Genomic DNA, 14,936 nt, shown 5'->3' with positions numbered 1-14,936 from the left:
CCAGGCTCAGCGGCGCTGTAGCTGGTCGAGCTGACCGCCGCTGCTGAAGTGGGCCTCCATGGCCTCATCCCAGCCGCCGAAGACCTCTTCGACACGCAGCAGCTCGGTTTCCGGGAACTGGTCGGCAAATTCCTCGGCCACCGACTCGTCATGCACACGGTAGTTGAAGCCGGCCAGCTGGCGCTGTGCCTCCTCGCTGTAGAGGTACTCCACATAGGCACGGGCCAGCTCTTCGGTGCCATTGCGCACGGTGTTGGGCTCGACCACCGCGACCGGGAACTCCGCCAGAATGCTGACCGGCGGCACGATCACCTCGTAGTCATCGCTGCCGTATTCGCCACGAATGTTGTTGACCTCGGACTCGAAGCTGATCAGCACATCGCCGATACCGCGCTCGATAAAGCTGGTGGTGGCGCCGCGACCGCCGGTGTCGAACACCACCACGTTGCCCAGGAAGTCACCCATGAAGTCCTGGATCCTGGCCTCGTCTCCATTGAACTGGTGATCCGCGAAGCCCCAGGCGGCCAGGTAGGTATAGCGGCCATTACCCGAGGTCTTGGGGTTGGGAAAGACGATCTCCACCCCCTCATCGTCCAGGTCGTCCCAGCTCTCGATGCCCTTGGGGTTGCCCTTGCGCACCAGGAAAGCGGTGGTGGAGTAGTAGGGCGAGGCGTTGTTGGGCAGCTGCTGCTGCCAGTCCTCGGCCACCAGGCCGTCGTCGGCCAGTACCTGGACATCGGTGACCTGGTTGTAGGTCACCACGTCGGCGCGCAACCCCTGAAGGATGGCGCGAGCCTGAGCGGAGGAGCCGCCATGGGACTGCTGGATGGAAACCTCCTCGCCCTCGTTCTCCTGCCAGTGGGCGATGAACTCGGGGTTGATCGCCGCGAAGAGCTCTCTGGCAATATCGTAGGAGGAGTTGAGCAGCTCCCGGTCGGCGGCCGCCGCCGGCGCGGCCAGGCCGGCACCCAGGGCAATAGCGAGCAGTGAGCGCGAAAAACGCAGATCGAGGGTCATGACGAGACTCCGGGTAATAGATGTATCGCAGTGGAAGCAGGTTATGACCCATGAAAGGTAATTACAATAATGTTTGTTATTCTTTTTTTGAATATATGAAGTCGAACCGAGTCCACCCCGGAGTGGAGTCTTGGCCCAAGGGGCCGACGCCGTGGTAATCATGCGGGCGATTTTCATCCTGTTGGTGCAGGAAATAGTCCATCGCCATTGCGGAGTTGGTACAAAAAATAATCAGTAATAACCGCAAGATAGGGTGGTGAAATATAAGAGTAAATTTTTTTCAAAAAAATCTTGACAGTCTATGTGGCTAGGGCTATTTTCGCCTCAAGATAGATCGCCGTGGTTATCGAACATCTCGGTGATTCATTATCCAGCCGAGGGTGCTAATCAGTAGCGCCTCGACTCAGCCCAGCCCCTTGGGTGTAACGCTTGGCACGACAAGGTTCCCCATCTTGTCCGGACCAGGAGTGATGCAAGACTAGCGAGAGTGTTGCGTTATGTGGTGTTCAATACAATCGGGCCGCTGGCCCTGGAGTTCATCGAGCTCGCCGTAGCGACTGGAGTCGCTGTGCTGCCCACAGACCGCCTTATTGTCGAAGTGAACTGCCATCCCGACGGGCTCCGGCGCGAGAAGGGCCGGGTCCAGGCTACGTCGTGTCGGCACTTGTTCGGCAACATGATGATGAATCACTGCTGACCATCAGGTGTCAGGTGATACCGGATGTCGCTGCGTCATCTTGCGTGTTACCGAGATACGACGAGGTGGTTTTTGCGGCGCGATGGATTCTGTCGAGTTGATCGTGCTTTCGGCGAATTTTCGAGAGTTATTTCGCACTTGTTCGAAGCATTATCGGCGAAGGGTATTAGCCAGTTTTTCGTAAAGTACCGTAGCCAAGCTTGGTGATAATTGTCATTTTTTTCTGCACCTTTTTTTTAAGTGTGTTGTGGGTTGGTTTGTAGAAAATTTGCGTAATCACGATGATATTTCGGCCGGATATGGCTGAGGTATTCCCATGGGTTTTTTATGTCGAGAAGAGTACCAAGCGAGGTGCCGGTACAAGGCGTATTGAAAAGCGAGTCGCTCGGCGGCTGGCTGCTGGGAACTAGCCAGCCGGCCAGGGCGGATGGCGAGAGCGGCCATGAGAGGGAGTGACGCGTGATGACACAGAACGCAGTGAGTTCCGGGCACCGCTTCGACGCGGCGCGCCGCTGGGATGCGGCGCTGTCGCTGGGCTTCAGCATGGATGACACGGGCGCCTCGGGGGTGACCCGGATGAGTCGGGCGCATCACCACGGCCCGCTGCGGGTGCAGCGGCCGTTCTACCCGGAAGGGCGCAGTGGCTGTTGCCATGTCTATCTGCTGCATCCCCCAGGTGGGTTGGTCAGCGGCGATGCGCTGCAGATCGACGTGAATGTGGAGACGGGTGCCCAGGCGCTGGTGACCACGCCGGCGGCGAGCAAGCTCTACCGGGCCGACAGCCACGCGGTGGCCTGGACTCAGCACACCCGGCTGGCGGTGGCCGATGACGCGATCCTGGAGTGGGTGCCCCAGGAAACCCTGGCCTTCGATGGCTCGCGAGGGGTACAGAGTCTGACCCTCGAGCTGGCGAGTGGCGCGCGCTGCCTGGGCTGGGAGCTGTTGGGGCTGGGACGCCCCGCCAGTGAGCTGCCCTTCGCCAGTGGCCGCCTGGAGCAGCGGTTTCGGCTGCTGCATAACGGCCGACCGCTGTGGCTGGAGCGTCAGCTGCTTGAGCCGGAACACCCCCGTTTCCGTGGTGCTTGGGGGCAGGGCGGCGCCTCCGTACAGGGCACCCTGTGGGTCGTGGGTCTGCCCGACCCGGCGGAGGCCACGGTGGCGCTGCGAGATGCCCTGTCTGCCGCCGAATATTGGGCGGTCACCGTCCGCCGCGGCGTGCTGCTGCTGCGCTACCTGGGCCAGGAGCGTAACCAGGCCTGGGCGCTGTTTCAGCACGCCAGGGAGCTGCTGCGCCCTCGGCTGACCGGCCAGGCGGCGACGGTACCACGCATCTGGCTGACCTGAGTGGCGACCGGCGAACGGACGCCGCCATTGGATAACTGGAGCTGACTGATGGAACTGACCCCAAGAGACAAAGACAAGCTGTTGCTGTTCACCGCCGGCCTGCTCGCCGAGCGACGCAAGGCCCGAGGGCTGAAGTTGAACTACCCCGAGGCGGTGGCGCTGATCAGCTGCGCGATCATGGAGGGCGCGCGTGATGGGCGCAGTGTGGCCGAGCTGATGGGCTCCAGCCGCCATCTGCTGAGCCGTGACGAGGTCATGGAGGGTGTCGCCGAGATGATTCAGGACGTTCAGGTGGAAGCCACCTTCCCCGATGGCACCAAGCTGGTCACTGTCCATAACCCGATCGTGTAAGGAGAGTTGCGATGATTCCCGGTGAATATCAGCTGCGCGACGGCGGCATCGCGCTGTGCGCGGGGCGTGAGCGCATCAGCCTGAGCGTGGCCAATACCGGTGACCGGCCGATTCAGGTGGGGTCCCACTACCACTTCGCCGAGACCAACCCGGCACTGCGCTTCGATCGCGCCGCGGTCCTTGGCTGGCGTCTGGACATTGCCGCGGGCACGGCGATCCGTTTCGAGCCGGGCCAGACCCGTGAGGTGACGCTGGTGCCGTTTGCCGGCCGGCGACAGATCCACGGCTTTCGCGGCGAGGTGATGGGAGGGCTGGATAACGACGCCGATGCTGGCCAGCCAGATAGAGGGGATGCCGCATGAAAATTTCCCGCCAGGCGTATGCCGACATGTACGGGCCGACCACCGGTGACCGGATCCGGCTGGGTGACACCGAGCTGTGGATCGAGATCGAGCGCGACGCGACCCACTACGGCGACGAGGTCATCTTCGGCGGTGGCAAGGTGATTCGCGATGGCATGGGCCAGAGCCAGTGCCACGATGATACGGTCATGGATACCGTGATCACCAATGTGGTGATCCTCGACTGGTGGGGTATCGTCAAGGCCGACGTGGGGCTGAAGGCGGGCCGCATCGCCGCCATCGGGAAGGCGGGCAACCCGGACACCCAGGAGGGGGTGAGCGTGGTGATCGGTGCCGGCACCGATATCATCGCCGGCGAGGGACGGATCCTCACCGCGGGTGGCGTGGATACGCATGTCCACTACATCTGCCCCCAGCAGGTCGACGAGGCGCTGATGAGCGGCCTGACGACCATGATCGGCGGCGGCACCGGCCCCACCACCGCCTCCAATGCCACTACCTGCACCTCGGGAGCCTGGCATCTGGGCAAGATGCTGCAGGCGGTGGACGAGCTGCCGATCAACATCGGCCTGCTCGGCAAGGGCAGCTCGAGCAGCCCCCGGGCGTTGGAGCATCAGCTCGAGGCGGGGGCCATGGGGCTGAAGATCCACGAGGACTGGGGCGCGGCGCCGGCCTCCATCGACACCTGCCTGGACGTTGCCGAGCGCTACGACGTGCAGATCGCCATTCACGCCGACAGCCTCAACGAGTCGGGGTTCGTCGAGGATACCCTGGCGGCATTCAAGGGGCGCTGCATTCACACCTACCACACCGAGGGTGCCGGCGGTGGTCACGCGCCGGACATCATCACCGCCTGCGCGCTGCCTTACGTGTTGCCGTCGTCGACCAATCCAACACGGCCCTACACGGTCAACACCGTGGACGAGCACCTCGACATGTTGATGGTGTGTCACAACCTCGACCCCAACATTCCCGAGGATGTGGCCTTCGCCGACTCGCGCATTCGCCGAGAGACCATCGCCGCCGAGGATATTCTTCATGACCTGGGCGTGATCTCGATGATCTCCTCCGACTCCCAGGCCATGGGGCGGATCGGTGAAGTGGTCTGCCGCACCTGGCAGACCGCCCACAAGATGCGTGTTCAGCGTGGCCTGCTGCCCGAGGATCGGGCACGGGGCACCGACAACGTGCGGGCCCGACGCTATGTCGCCAAGTACACGATCAACCCGGCCATCACCCACGGCGTGGCCCACGAGATCGGCTCGGTGGAGGTCGGCAAGCTGGCCGACCTGGTGCTGTGGCGGCCGGCCTTCTTCGGCGTCAAGCCGGAGCTGGTGCTCAAGGGAGGCATGGTGGCGGGGGCGGCCATGGGTGATCCCAACGGCTCGATCTCGACGCCGCAACCGGTGCACTACCGGCGCATGTTCGGTGCCCTTGGCAAGGCGGCCAGCGCCACCCGCATAAGTTTTGTCAGCCAGGCGGCGCTGGAGCACAACCTGGCGGAGCGCCTGGGACTGAACAGCCGGCTGGTGGCCTGTCGCGACGTGCGCCAGGTGCGCAAGACCGACATGAAGCTCAACGATGCCTGCCCGACGCTGACGGTGGACCCTCAGACCTACGAGGTCCATGCCGACGGCGAGCTGCTGACCTGTGAACCCCTGGCCGAGGTGCCCCTGGCCCAGCGCTATCACCTTTTCTGAACACGGCTCTAAACACGGTTCTGAAAACAGCAGGAGAGACCACGATGCTGGAATTGATCGAACGCGTCGCCGGCGAGGCCGACGGCGCGGAGCTGGATACCCTGACCCTGCCTTATGACCGGCGCACCCGGGGGCGTCTGCGGGCACTTACCGACGGTGGCCGCGAGGTCGGGCTGTTTCTGGAGCGCGGCTCGGTGCTGCGCGAGGGCGACCGGCTGCGCGCCCGCAACGGGGAGCTGGTACGCGTACGGGCCGCCGCCGAACCGGTGGTCACCGCGCATATCGATGGGGGGCTGGCGCTGGGTCGGCTTTGCTACCACCTGGGCAACCGCCATGTCTCGCTGGCCATCGGCACGGACGATGACGGTGGCCATTGGGTGCGCTTTCCTCCTGACCATGTGCTGGAGGACTTGGCCGAGCGCCTGGGCGCACGGCTGAGCCGCCATCAGGCGCCCTTCGACCCGGAGCCGGGTGCCTATTCGGCGGGGCATGCGCATGGTCACCACCATGCCCACTGATGTCGTGCAGCGGCCCGCTGCGGGGGGCACTTCGGATCTGGCGCTGCTGGGGCTGCTGCAGCTGGTCAGCCCGGCGCTGCCCATCGGTGCCTTTGCCTGGTCCCAGGGGCTGGAGGGGGCCATCGAGCGGGGCTGGGTGAGTGACGAAGCGGCACTGGCAGACTGGTTGAGCGGGGTGCTGGATGACGGCTTGAGCCGCTGCGAGCTGCCGGTACTGGGTCACCTGCAGGCGGCCTGGGCCGCGGCGGACAGCGCGGCACTGTGCGACTGGAACGACTGGTTACTGGCCCAGCGCGAAACCGCCGAGCTCTACGAGGAGGAGCGGCGGCTGGGCGAGGCGCTGTTGCGGCTGCTGCGCGGGCTGGATCTGCTGCCCTGCCCGGCGCGGGGTGATGCCGCGCTGCCACCGGAACCCGGCTACCTGACGGTGTTCGCCTGGGTTGCCCACCGGCGTCGTTTGGCGCCACGTCAGGCCCAGCTGGGCTTCGCCTGGGCCTGGCTGGAAAACCAGCTGGCGGTGGCCTGCAAGGTGATGCCGCTTGGTCATGTGGCCGCCCAGCGCCTGTATGAAGTGCTGCGTCCGCGTCTGGTGGCGGCGGTGGACGCCGCCGAGGGGCGCGCCACCGCCGAGCTGGGGGCGCTGTTGCCGGGGCTGGCCCTGGTCAGCGCTCAGCACGAGACCCAGTATTCGCGGATGTTCCGCAGTTGAGGGCGACCGCCGCCCGATCGAGCCCGTCCGGTGAGGCGCCGACTCCTGCCGCCATACCCTGGTCGGGAAACCATCGCGCGTGCCGCAATCGCGCGCGCAACGACTGAACCTGTCACATCCAAGCGTGTGACCCAGAGGAAGAGTGCCATGACTCACTGTCTACGTGTCGGGGTCGGTGGCCCCGTGGGCTCCGGCAAGACCGCGCTGCTGCGCCAGCTGTGCCGCGCCCTGCGCGACCACTACGACATCGGCGTGGTGACCAACGATATCTTCACTCGCGAGGACGCCGACTTCCTGCTGCGCCATCAGGCGCTGGACGCCGACCGCATCCTCGGCGTGGAGACCGGCGGCTGTCCACATACCGCGATCCGCGAAGACGCCTCCATGAACCTGGCGGCGATCGATGACTTGCAGGCCCGTCACCCCGGCCTGGAGCTGGTGTTCGTGGAGTCCGGCGGCGACAACCTGGCGGCCACCTTCAGCCCGGAACTCTCGGACCTGACGTTGTACGTGATCGACGTCGGCGCCGGCGACAAGATTCCGCGCAAGGGCGGTCCAGGCATCACCAAGTCGGATCTGCTGATCATCAACAAGATCGATATCGCCGAGTACGTGCACGCCTCCCTTGAGGTGATGGAGCGCGACGCGCGGAAGATGCGCGGCGAGCGTCCCTTCGTGTTCACCAACCTGCACGACGGAGTCGGTCTGGAAGAGATCATTCGCTTCATTCTTCGGCAGGGCATGCTGCCCGATCGGCGTTCGGCAGGCGCCGAGACCGCCTGAGCGCGGCCACGAACCGGCCGAGCGTCACCCCAATCTGCCACCCAATCCTTGCACAGGGAGTTCCTATGAAGACTGCACCGCAACGCGCCCTTCAGGCACTGCTGGCCGTGGGCCTGCTGCTGACCGCCACGCTGGCTCTGGCCCACCCCGGCCACGGTGAGCATACTCACGGCGGCTTTCTCAGCGGTCTGCTGCACCCGCTGATGGGCCTCGACCACCTGCTGGCCATGGCCGCCATTGGCGTCTGGAGTGTACGCCAGGGGCCGCTAATGCGACGTGGCGCGCCGCTGTTCATGATTGGCGGTATGCTGTTGGGAGCGATGTTGGCGCTGGGCGGCGTGGCGCTGCCCGGCGTGGAGGCGGGGATCATCGCCTCGGTACTGCTGGCGGGCATCCTGATTGCCACCCTGACGAGGTTGCCCGGTGCCGCCGGCGCGGCGCTGGTGGCGCTGTTCATGCTGTTCCATGGCCACGCCCATGGCACCGAGATGCCGCACGGCGCGGCGCTGGTCAGCTATATGGTCGGCTTCCTGCTGGCGACCCTGGCGATCACCGTGGCGGGCCGCGGCCTGGGTGCCTGGATGCAGCGCGCCGATAGCCGCTGGCTGCGCCTGCTGGGTGGTGCGGTGGCCGCACTGGGCGGTGCACTGGCGCTGAGCTGACGCGGCCGGGCGCACGCTGCCTGATCCATCCAACGCCTCGCGCGCTCCCGGGAGCGCGCGAGGCGTTGTCGTATGTCCGCGCGCAGGCCGATTGCCGAGGCGCCGCCTCGTCGCTCTCGTCGTTCTCGTCGCTCTCGTTCGCAACGGGGGCGAGCGCGGCGCGATGAGCTGCTAAAATAGCGTCTTCGCTAGCCTTGCGTTACACCTACAGGACCTACAGGAACCGTGCCATCATGACCGCTGCCCCCCGCGACTTCCAGATTGCGCCCTCGATCCTCTCCGCCGACTTCGCCCGCCTCGGCGAGGAGGTGGACAACGTGCTGGCCTCCGGTGCCGATATCGTCCATTTCGATGTGATGGACAATCATTATGTGCCCAACCTGACCATCGGGCCCATGGTCTGTGAGGCCCTCAGAAGGCACGGCGTAACCGCTCCCATCGATGTTCACCTGATGGTGCGTCCGGTGGACCAGCTGATCGGCGACTTCATTGACGCCGGGGCCAGCATCATCACCTTCCACCCCGAGGCCTCCGACCATATCGACCGCTCCCTGCAGCTGATCCGTGACGGCGGCTGCCGGGCCGGCCTGGTCTTCAACCCGGCCACTCCGCTCTCCTATCTCGACTATGTGATGGACAAGATCGATATGGTGCTGCTGATGAGCGTCAACCCGGGCTTCGGGGGGCAGTCGTTCATTCCCGCCACCCTCGACAAGTTGCGCGAGGCACGCCAGCGCATCGATGCCTCCGGCCGGGACATTCGCCTCGAGGTGGATGGCGGGGTCAAGGTGGACAATATCGCCGAGATCGCGCGTGCCGGAGCCGACACCTTCGTGGCCGGTTCGGCGGTGTTCAAGGCTCGCAACGAGGCCGATCCGCATCGCTACGACGGTGTGATTCGCGACTTCCGCGAACAGCTGGCCAGCGTGCGCTGAGGTGAGCACCGAGCCCGGCACCGAGGCTCGCCACGCCGAGATACCCAAGGCCGAGACACCCCAAGCCAAGGCGCCCCGCTGGTATCTCTACGTGATCGAGACGGCCGCGGGGGCCCTATACACCGGCATTACCACCGATGTCGACCGGCGCCTGGCCGAGCATCGGGCGGGGCGGGGGGCCAAGGCGCTGCGCGGCAAGGGGCCCCTGACGCTGCGCCATCACGAGCCAGTCGGTGACCATGGCACGGCGCTGCGCCGTGAGGCCGAGATCAAGCGCCTAACGGCCGCCCGCAAGCGGGCCTGGCTGCGTCAGCGGACCGAAGGGGCCTCAGTGTAGCTTCAGGCGCGGGCGTATGAATCGGTTCAGTCCATCTACCAGCATGATGATCCCTGTCTTCAGATTGCCGTGAACGGCTCGCTGGTGCAGACGGTAGAGCGAGACATAGAAGAACTTGGCCAGGTGGCCCTCGACGAACAGGCGGCGGGCCGAGGTACCGCGCATCAGCGTGCCGATCGCCTCGAAGTGGGCCAACGAGATCAGCGAGCCGCGGTCGCGATAGACGAATGGCTTGAGTGGCTTGCCGTCGAGCTGGGCGTGCAGGTTGCGGTAGAGGTGCAGGGCCTGCTGGTGAGCGGCCTGAGCGCGTGGCGGCACCGTGCCGCCGTCCTCCTGGGGGCAGCTGGCGCAGTCGCCGAGGGCGAAGATATTGGGATCGTCGACGTTCTGCAGGGTGTCGTGAACGACGAGACATTGACCCTTGGCCAGGGTCAGGTCCAGCTCGGCGAGGATGTCGGGCGCCTTGATGCCCGCCGCCCAGACAGCGAGATCGGTGGCGATACACTGGCCGTCGGCGGTATGGATGGCGTCGGCATCGATCTGCGTCACCCGCGTTTCGGTGTGCACCTTGACGCCGAGGCCCTGGAGTTCATCACGCACCGCCTGACGGACGCGTGCGGGGAGGGCCGGCAGCACGTCATCGGCGGCCTCGATAAGCGATATCTCGAGCTGATGGCGCTCCAGCTCGGTGACCCCGTAGCTGTGCAGCATCAGCAGGGCATCGTAGAGCTGGGCGGCGAGCTCCACTCCGGTGGCGCCACCCCCCACGATGCCTACCTTCAGTCGCGGAGATGGGTCCTGCGTGCTGGCGCTGAAGCGCAGAAAGGTATCGAGCATATCGCGCCGGAAGGCCTCGGCCTGCTCGGGGCAGTCGATAAAGTGGCAGTGTTCGGCCACTCCCGCCGTGCCGAAGTCATTGCTGACGCTGCCCAGCGCCAGTATCAGTCGGTCGTAGGCCAGCTCGCGAGCCGGCAGAATCTCCTGGCCGTCATCGTCAAGCACGGCGGCCAGCTGCAGCCGCTGCCGCTGTCGGTCGAGACCGCACAGGGTGCCCCGCTGAAATCGATAGCTATTGGCGCGGGCATGGCTGGGGTAGGCGATCTCGTCGAGGCCCGAGTCGAGGGCACCGGTAGCGACCTCGTGCAGCAGCGGCTTCCAGATGTGTGTCGGGCTGCGGTCGACCAGCACGATCTCGGCCCGACCGCGCCGTCCCAGCCGTCGGCCCAGGCGAGTTACCAGCTCCAGCCCGCCGGCGCCGCCACCCACTACCACGATTCTCTGTATGCTCATACGGACACTCCCTGGCACGTGAAAACACCAGCATAGGTCGGTTGGCATTCCCTGCCCATGACCCGTGGGGCACAATATGGCTTTCACTCTCCTGGAGTCAGCGCATGCACCCCATTCTGGAAGGCATCGAACTGGTGGCCTTCGACCTGGACGGCACCTTGATCGACTCGGTGCCCGACATGGCCATCGCCGTGGACGCCGCCCTGACCGAGCTGGGCCTGCCCGCCGTCGGCAAGGCGCGGGTGCGTGACTGGGTAGGCAATGGCTCGCTGGTATTGATGGAGCGGGCGTTGCGATTTACTGCTCAAGTGAACGAGGGTGTCTCCGGAGCCCGGCCGGCTGGCCCTTTGTCAGATAGTCTGCTGGAGCGCGCCCACGTCGCCTTCCTCGCGCACTATGCCCGCGCTCCCGGTGCCCACACCCGTCTCTACCCGGGGGTGCGAGAGTGCCTGGGCGGGCTGCGCGACCGCGATCTGCCCCTGGCGCTGGTAACCAACAAGCCCGAGGCCTTTATTGCGCCCCTGCTGGATGACCTGGGCCTGGCCGACTATTTCTCGCTGTGCCTGGGAGGCGACAGCCTGGCCGAAAAGAAGCCCCACCCGGCACCGCTGCTGCATGTTGCGGCCCATTTCGCGGTGTCTCCGTCGTCCTGCCTGATGGTGGGAGACTCACGTCACGATATCGCCGCCGGCAAGGCGGCGGGCTTTCGCACCCTGGCGGTCCCCTATGGCTACAACCACGGTGAGCCGGTTCGCGACAGCGACCCGGACGGCGTGGTTGAATCGCTGGCGGAACTCGTTTAACGTGAATTCGGCTATTGCTATAAGAAATAGCCTTTTCAATATGTTATTACTATAAGACGCGGACACCACCCGATGACCACCCGCACGTTGCCGGATACACTCCTTCACATCAGCGCTGCCCGCGCCGCTGCCCGCCTGCCTGCTCCCTGTCGCTGGCGATGGTGACGCTCATATCGTTCTGAGCCGCGGCCACTGACTCGCCCCGGCGCCCTGCGTTTACCACCGTCAACCGTTTACCTAGGAGTCCGGGCATGATGTCCCCCGAACGCTTTCAGCAGCTGGCCGATGCCGGCTACAACCGTATTCCGGTCACCCGCGAGGTGCTGGCCGACCTCGACACACCGCTCTCTACCTACATGAAACTCGCCAATGCGCCCTGGACCTTCCTGCTGGAGTCCGTGCAGGGCGGCGAGAAGTGGGGACGCTACTCGATCATCGGGCTGCCCTGCCGCGAGCGCATCGAGGTGCGAGGCCACAGCATCAGCCATATCGTCGACGGAGAGCTGCATGGTGCCGCCGAGGTAGAGGATCCCCTCGAGTGGATCGAGCAGTTCCAGGCGCGCTTCAAGGTGCCGCGGCTGGACGATCAGCCCCGCTTCGATGGTGGCCTGGTGGGGTACTTCGGCTACGACACCATCCGTTATATCGAGCCGCGCCTGCGCAGCGAGGCCGCCGCCGCCAAGCCTGACCCGCTGGGGGTGCCGGATATCCTGCTGATGGTGTGCGATGAGCTGGTGGTGTTCGACAATCTCTCCGGTCGCCTGGCCCTCTGGACCCATGCCGACCCGGCGCAGCCCGACGCGTATGCCAGCGCGGTCGAGCGCCTCGAGGCGCTGGAGATTCGCCTGCGCAGCGCCACCCTCAATACCGTCAGCCCCGGTACCGGTAGTGCGGCGGTGGAGGAGGGCGATTTCAGCTCCGGCTTTACCGAGGCGGGCTTCAAGGCGGCGGTGGAGACCATCAAGGAGTATGTGCTGGCCGGTGACGTCATGCAGTGCGTCCCCTCCCAGCGGATGTCGATCCCCTACCGGGCCGCGCCGCTGGATCTCTATCGGGCACTGCGCAGTCTCAACCCCTCGCCCTACATGTTCTTCCTCGACCTGGGTGACCATCAAGTAGCCGGCTCCTCGCCGGAGATTCTGACCCGCCTGGAGGAGGGCGAGGTGACGGTGCGACCCATTGCCGGCACCCGCAAGCGTGGGCGCACCGAAGAGGAGGATCGCGCCCTGGAGGAGGAGCTGCTGGCCGACCCCAAGGAGCGCGCCGAGCACCTGATGCTGATCGATCTGGGGCGCAACGATGTCGGCCGCATCAGCGAGACCGGTTCGGTCAAGGTCACCGAGGAGATGGTGGTGGAGCGCTACTCCCACGTGATGCATATCGTCTCCAACGTCACCGGGCGGCTCAAGCCGGGGCTGACCGCCATGGATGCCCTGCGCGCCACCTTTCCGGCGGGCACCGTCTCCGGTGCCCCCAAGATCCGCGCCCTGGAGATCATCGACGAGCTGGAGCCGGTCAAGCGCGGCATCTACTCGGGGGCGGTCGGCTATCTCTCCTGGCACGGCAATCTGGACACCGCCATCGCCATCCGCACCGCGGTGATCAAGGATGGCCAGCTGCATGTCCAGGCGGGGGCCGGCATCGTCGCCGACTCGGTGCCCGAGATGGAGTGGCAGGAGACCCTCAACAAGGGGCGCGCCCTGTTTCGCGCCGTGGCCATGGCCGAGCGCGGCCTGGACAACCTCGAATAGCCCGGTGGCGGAGAGACCCATGAAAGTCTGCATGATCGACAATTACGACAGTTTCACCTTCAACGTGGTGCAGTATCTCGCCGAGCTGGGCGCCGAGGTCGAGACTCACCGCAACGATGCGATCACCCTGGCCGAGATCGAGGCCTTGGCCCCGACCCACCTGGTGATCTCCCCGGGGCCCTGCACGCCCGATCAGGCGGGCATCTCCATGGAGGCCATTCGCCACTTCGCCGGCAGGCTGCCGATACTCGGCGTCTGCCTGGGGCATCAGGCCATCGGTCAGGTCTATGGTGGCCGGGTGGTGCGTGCTCCGGAGGTGATGCACGGCAAGACCTCGGCCATCCGCCATACCGGGCAGGGCGTGTTCGCCGGCCTCGACGACCCGCTGGACGTCACCCGCTACCACTCGCTGATCGTGGAACGTGAGGGACTGCCTGACTGCCTGGAGATCACCGCCTGGACCGCCGACGACGATATCACTCCCGGGTTGATCATGGGCCTGCGCCACCGTGCGTTGGATGTGGAAGGCGTGCAGTTCCATCCCGAGTCGATCCTGACCCGCCAGGGCCATGAGCTGCTGGCCAACTTTCTCAAGCGCCACCCCCAGGTGCCGCTGGGCCGTGCCTGATTCGAGGAGATCCATGATGCAGATGCGAGATGCCCTCGGTGCCCTGATGCGCCGCGAGAACCTCAACTTCGACCAGACCCACCAGGTCATGCGCCAGATCATGACCGGTGAGGTCAGTGACCCCCAGATCGCCGCCTTTTTGATGGGCATGGCCATGAAGGGCGAGACCGCCGAGGAGATCAGTGCCGCCGCCCAGGTGATGCGCGAGCTGATGCGCCCGGTCCACCTCAAGGCGGACCACGTGGTCGATATCGTCGGCACCGGTGGCGACGGCGCCAACCTGTTCAACGTCTCCACCGCCTCCAGTTTCGTGGTGGCCGCCGCCGGTGGCCACGTGGCCAAGCACGGGAACCGCGGGGTCTCCTCCTCCTCGGGCAGCGCCGACTTGTTCGCCGTGGCGGGGATCCATCTGGACCTCGATGCTGAGCAGGTGGCACGCTGCATCGAGCAGGTGGGCGTGGGCTTCATGTTCGCTCCCAACCACCACCCGGCGATGCGCCATGCGGTGGTGCCGCGCCGTGAGATGGGGGTGCGCACCCTGTTCAATATCCTGGGGCCGCTGACCAACCCCGCCGGAGCCCCCAATCAGGTGCTGGGGGTCTATGCTCCGGAGCTGGTGCCGCTGATGGCCGAGGTGCTGCGCCGCCTGGGGAGCCGCCATGTGCTGGTGGTGCATGCCGAGGATGGCCTGGACGAGATCTCCCTGGCCCAACCGACCCGGGTGGCGGAACTCAGGGAGGGTGAGATTCACGAATACGTGATCACCCCCGAAGAGCTCGGGATCCAGCGGCAGTCCCTCGATTCGCTGCGGGTCGCGACCGCCGAGGACAGCCTGCGCCTGGTGGAGCAGGCCCTGAGAGGCGAGGGGTCGGCGGCCGATATCGTGTCGCTGAATGCCGGTGCGGCCCTCTATGCCGCCGATGTCGCCGACAGCCTGAAGGAGGGGGTGGCCCTGGCCCAGGATGCCCAGGCCTCGAAGCTGCCCCTCGAGAAGCTCAAGGAGCTGGCCAACTTCACCCGCGTCTTCCTGCAGTAAGCGTACCCCCACC

Annotated in this window: 16 protein-coding genes; 14 read left to right on the top strand and 2 right to left on the bottom strand. The window is 65.5% G+C overall.

The features are described 5' to 3' along the window. Window positions 1–6: 6 nt before the first annotated feature. Window positions 7–1,017, bottom strand: a complete 1,011-nt coding sequence (cysP, locus tag GRB80_RS07800) for a thiosulfate ABC transporter substrate-binding protein CysP (protein ID WP_161423158.1) — start codon at window positions 1,015–1,017, stop codon at window positions 7–9. A gap of 1,159 nt (window positions 1,018–2,176) precedes the next feature. Here cysP and GRB80_RS07795 point away from each other — a divergent pair. From GRB80_RS07795 to GRB80_RS07750, 10 genes are all read left to right on the top strand, one after another. Further along, window positions 2,177–3,058: an urease accessory protein UreD gene (locus GRB80_RS07795; protein ID WP_161423157.1), complete on the top strand. Its 882-nt coding sequence runs from the start codon at window positions 2,177–2,179 to the stop codon at window positions 3,056–3,058. A 48-nt stretch (window positions 3,059–3,106) separates the two neighbouring features. Next, window positions 3,107–3,409 carry an urease subunit gamma gene (gene ureA, locus GRB80_RS07790; protein ID WP_161423156.1) on the top strand — a complete coding sequence of 101 codons (303 nt, stop codon included), beginning with the start codon at window positions 3,107–3,109 and terminating at the stop codon, window positions 3,407–3,409. An 11-nt stretch (window positions 3,410–3,420) separates the two neighbouring features. Next, window positions 3,421–3,771, top strand: a complete 351-nt coding sequence (locus GRB80_RS07785) for an urease subunit beta (RefSeq protein WP_161423155.1) — start codon at window positions 3,421–3,423, stop codon at window positions 3,769–3,771. Then, complete coding sequence (ureC, locus tag GRB80_RS07780) at window positions 3,768–5,471, top strand: urease subunit alpha (protein ID WP_161423154.1); 1,704 nt, start codon at window positions 3,768–3,770, stop codon at window positions 5,469–5,471. Before GRB80_RS07785 ends, ureC begins: the two co-directional genes overlap by 4 nt. 44 nt (window positions 5,472–5,515) lie before the next feature. Beyond that, the gene (gene ureE / locus GRB80_RS07775; protein WP_161423153.1) at window positions 5,516–5,989 is read left to right on the top strand and encodes an urease accessory protein UreE; all 474 of its coding nucleotides are present in this window, start codon (window positions 5,516–5,518) and stop codon (window positions 5,987–5,989) included. Beyond that, on the top strand, window positions 5,979–6,698 hold the full coding sequence (locus GRB80_RS07770) for an urease accessory protein UreF (RefSeq protein ID WP_132043186.1): 720 nt from the start codon (window positions 5,979–5,981) through the stop codon (window positions 6,696–6,698). The genes ureE and GRB80_RS07770 overlap by 11 nt, the downstream gene beginning before the upstream one ends. A 147-nt stretch (window positions 6,699–6,845) precedes the next feature. Beyond that, entirely contained in the window at window positions 6,846–7,481 is a 636-nt protein-coding gene (ureG, locus tag GRB80_RS07765; RefSeq protein ID WP_132043184.1) for an urease accessory protein UreG, read from the top strand. Window positions 7,482–7,546: 65 nt separating this feature from the next. After that, complete coding sequence (locus GRB80_RS07760; protein ID WP_132043182.1) at window positions 7,547–8,143, top strand: HupE/UreJ family protein; 597 nt, start codon at window positions 7,547–7,549, stop codon at window positions 8,141–8,143. 233 nt (window positions 8,144–8,376) lie between these two features. Beyond that, a complete protein-coding gene (gene rpe, locus GRB80_RS07755; protein WP_161423152.1) occupies window positions 8,377–9,078 on the top strand; it encodes a ribulose-phosphate 3-epimerase in 702 nt (233 codons plus the stop codon). 1 nt (window position 9,079) lies between these two features. Beyond that, window positions 9,080–9,415 carry a GIY-YIG nuclease family protein gene (locus GRB80_RS07750; protein WP_374708643.1) on the top strand — a complete coding sequence of 112 codons (336 nt, stop codon included), beginning with the start codon at window positions 9,080–9,082 and terminating at the stop codon, window positions 9,413–9,415. Here GRB80_RS07750 and GRB80_RS07745 read toward each other — a convergent pair. Further along, on the bottom strand, window positions 9,407–10,705 hold the full coding sequence (locus GRB80_RS07745; protein ID WP_161423151.1) for an NAD(P)/FAD-dependent oxidoreductase: 1,299 nt from the start codon (window positions 10,703–10,705) through the stop codon (window positions 9,407–9,409). The two genes, GRB80_RS07750 and GRB80_RS07745, sit on opposite strands and share 9 nt — an antisense overlap. A gap of 104 nt (window positions 10,706–10,809) precedes the next feature. Here GRB80_RS07745 and GRB80_RS07740 point away from each other — a divergent pair, with 104 nt between their 5' ends. The 4 genes from GRB80_RS07740 to trpD all read left to right on the top strand — a co-directional run bounded on the left by GRB80_RS07740 (window position 10,810) and on the right by trpD (window position 14,923). Beyond that, on the top strand, window positions 10,810–11,508 hold the full coding sequence (locus GRB80_RS07740) for a phosphoglycolate phosphatase (RefSeq protein ID WP_161423150.1): 699 nt from the start codon (window positions 10,810–10,812) through the stop codon (window positions 11,506–11,508). 254 nt (window positions 11,509–11,762) lie between these two features. After that, window positions 11,763–13,259, top strand: coding sequence for an anthranilate synthase component I (gene trpE, locus GRB80_RS07735; protein WP_161424270.1), 1,497 nt, complete (start codon window positions 11,763–11,765; stop codon window positions 13,257–13,259). Between the two features lie 19 nt (window positions 13,260–13,278). Further along, a complete protein-coding gene (locus GRB80_RS07730; protein WP_161423149.1) occupies window positions 13,279–13,887 on the top strand; it encodes an anthranilate synthase component II in 609 nt (202 codons plus the stop codon). A gap of 16 nt (window positions 13,888–13,903) precedes the next feature. After that, window positions 13,904–14,923 (top strand): anthranilate phosphoribosyltransferase, encoded by a 1,020-nt coding sequence (gene trpD, locus GRB80_RS07725; protein WP_161424269.1) that lies wholly within the window; start codon window positions 13,904–13,906, stop codon window positions 14,921–14,923. Window positions 14,924–14,936 lie beyond the last annotated feature (13 nt).

The sequence above is a fragment of the Halomonas icarae genome (assembly GCF_009901955.1).
GTDB lineage: Bacteria > Pseudomonadota > Gammaproteobacteria > Pseudomonadales > Halomonadaceae > Halomonas > Halomonas icarae.
Note: the sequence above shows the minus strand (reverse complement) of the source record. Positions and strands in the feature narration are given on the sequence as shown.

Coding starts and splice junctions, on each gene's coding strand:
- GRB80_RS07795 (WP_161423157.1), top strand. CDS start 2,177: ATGACACAGAACGCAGTGAGTTCCGGGCACCGCTTCGACGCGGCGCGC.
- trpE (WP_161424270.1), top strand. CDS start 11,763: ATGTCCCCCGAACGCTTTCAGCAGCTGGCCGATGCCGGCTACAACCGT.
- GRB80_RS07740 (WP_161423150.1), top strand. CDS start 10,810: ATGCACCCCATTCTGGAAGGCATCGAACTGGTGGCCTTCGACCTGGAC.
- ureG (WP_132043184.1), top strand. CDS start 6,846: ATGACTCACTGTCTACGTGTCGGGGTCGGTGGCCCCGTGGGCTCCGGC.
- cysP (WP_161423158.1), bottom strand. CDS start 1,017: ATGACCCTCGATCTGCGTTTTTCGCGCTCACTGCTCGCTATTGCCCTG.
- GRB80_RS07785 (WP_161423155.1), top strand. CDS start 3,421: ATGATTCCCGGTGAATATCAGCTGCGCGACGGCGGCATCGCGCTGTGC.
- trpD (WP_161424269.1), top strand. CDS start 13,904: ATGCAGATGCGAGATGCCCTCGGTGCCCTGATGCGCCGCGAGAACCTC.
- GRB80_RS07730 (WP_161423149.1), top strand. CDS start 13,279: ATGAAAGTCTGCATGATCGACAATTACGACAGTTTCACCTTCAACGTG.
- ureA (WP_161423156.1), top strand. CDS start 3,107: ATGGAACTGACCCCAAGAGACAAAGACAAGCTGTTGCTGTTCACCGCC.
- GRB80_RS07760 (WP_132043182.1), top strand. CDS start 7,547: ATGAAGACTGCACCGCAACGCGCCCTTCAGGCACTGCTGGCCGTGGGC.
- GRB80_RS07745 (WP_161423151.1), bottom strand. CDS start 10,705: ATGAGCATACAGAGAATCGTGGTAGTGGGTGGCGGCGCCGGCGGGCTG.
- ureC (WP_161423154.1), top strand. CDS start 3,768: ATGAAAATTTCCCGCCAGGCGTATGCCGACATGTACGGGCCGACCACC.
- rpe (WP_161423152.1), top strand. CDS start 8,377: ATGACCGCTGCCCCCCGCGACTTCCAGATTGCGCCCTCGATCCTCTCC.
- ureE (WP_161423153.1), top strand. CDS start 5,516: ATGCTGGAATTGATCGAACGCGTCGCCGGCGAGGCCGACGGCGCGGAG.
- GRB80_RS07770 (WP_132043186.1), top strand. CDS start 5,979: ATGCCCACTGATGTCGTGCAGCGGCCCGCTGCGGGGGGCACTTCGGAT.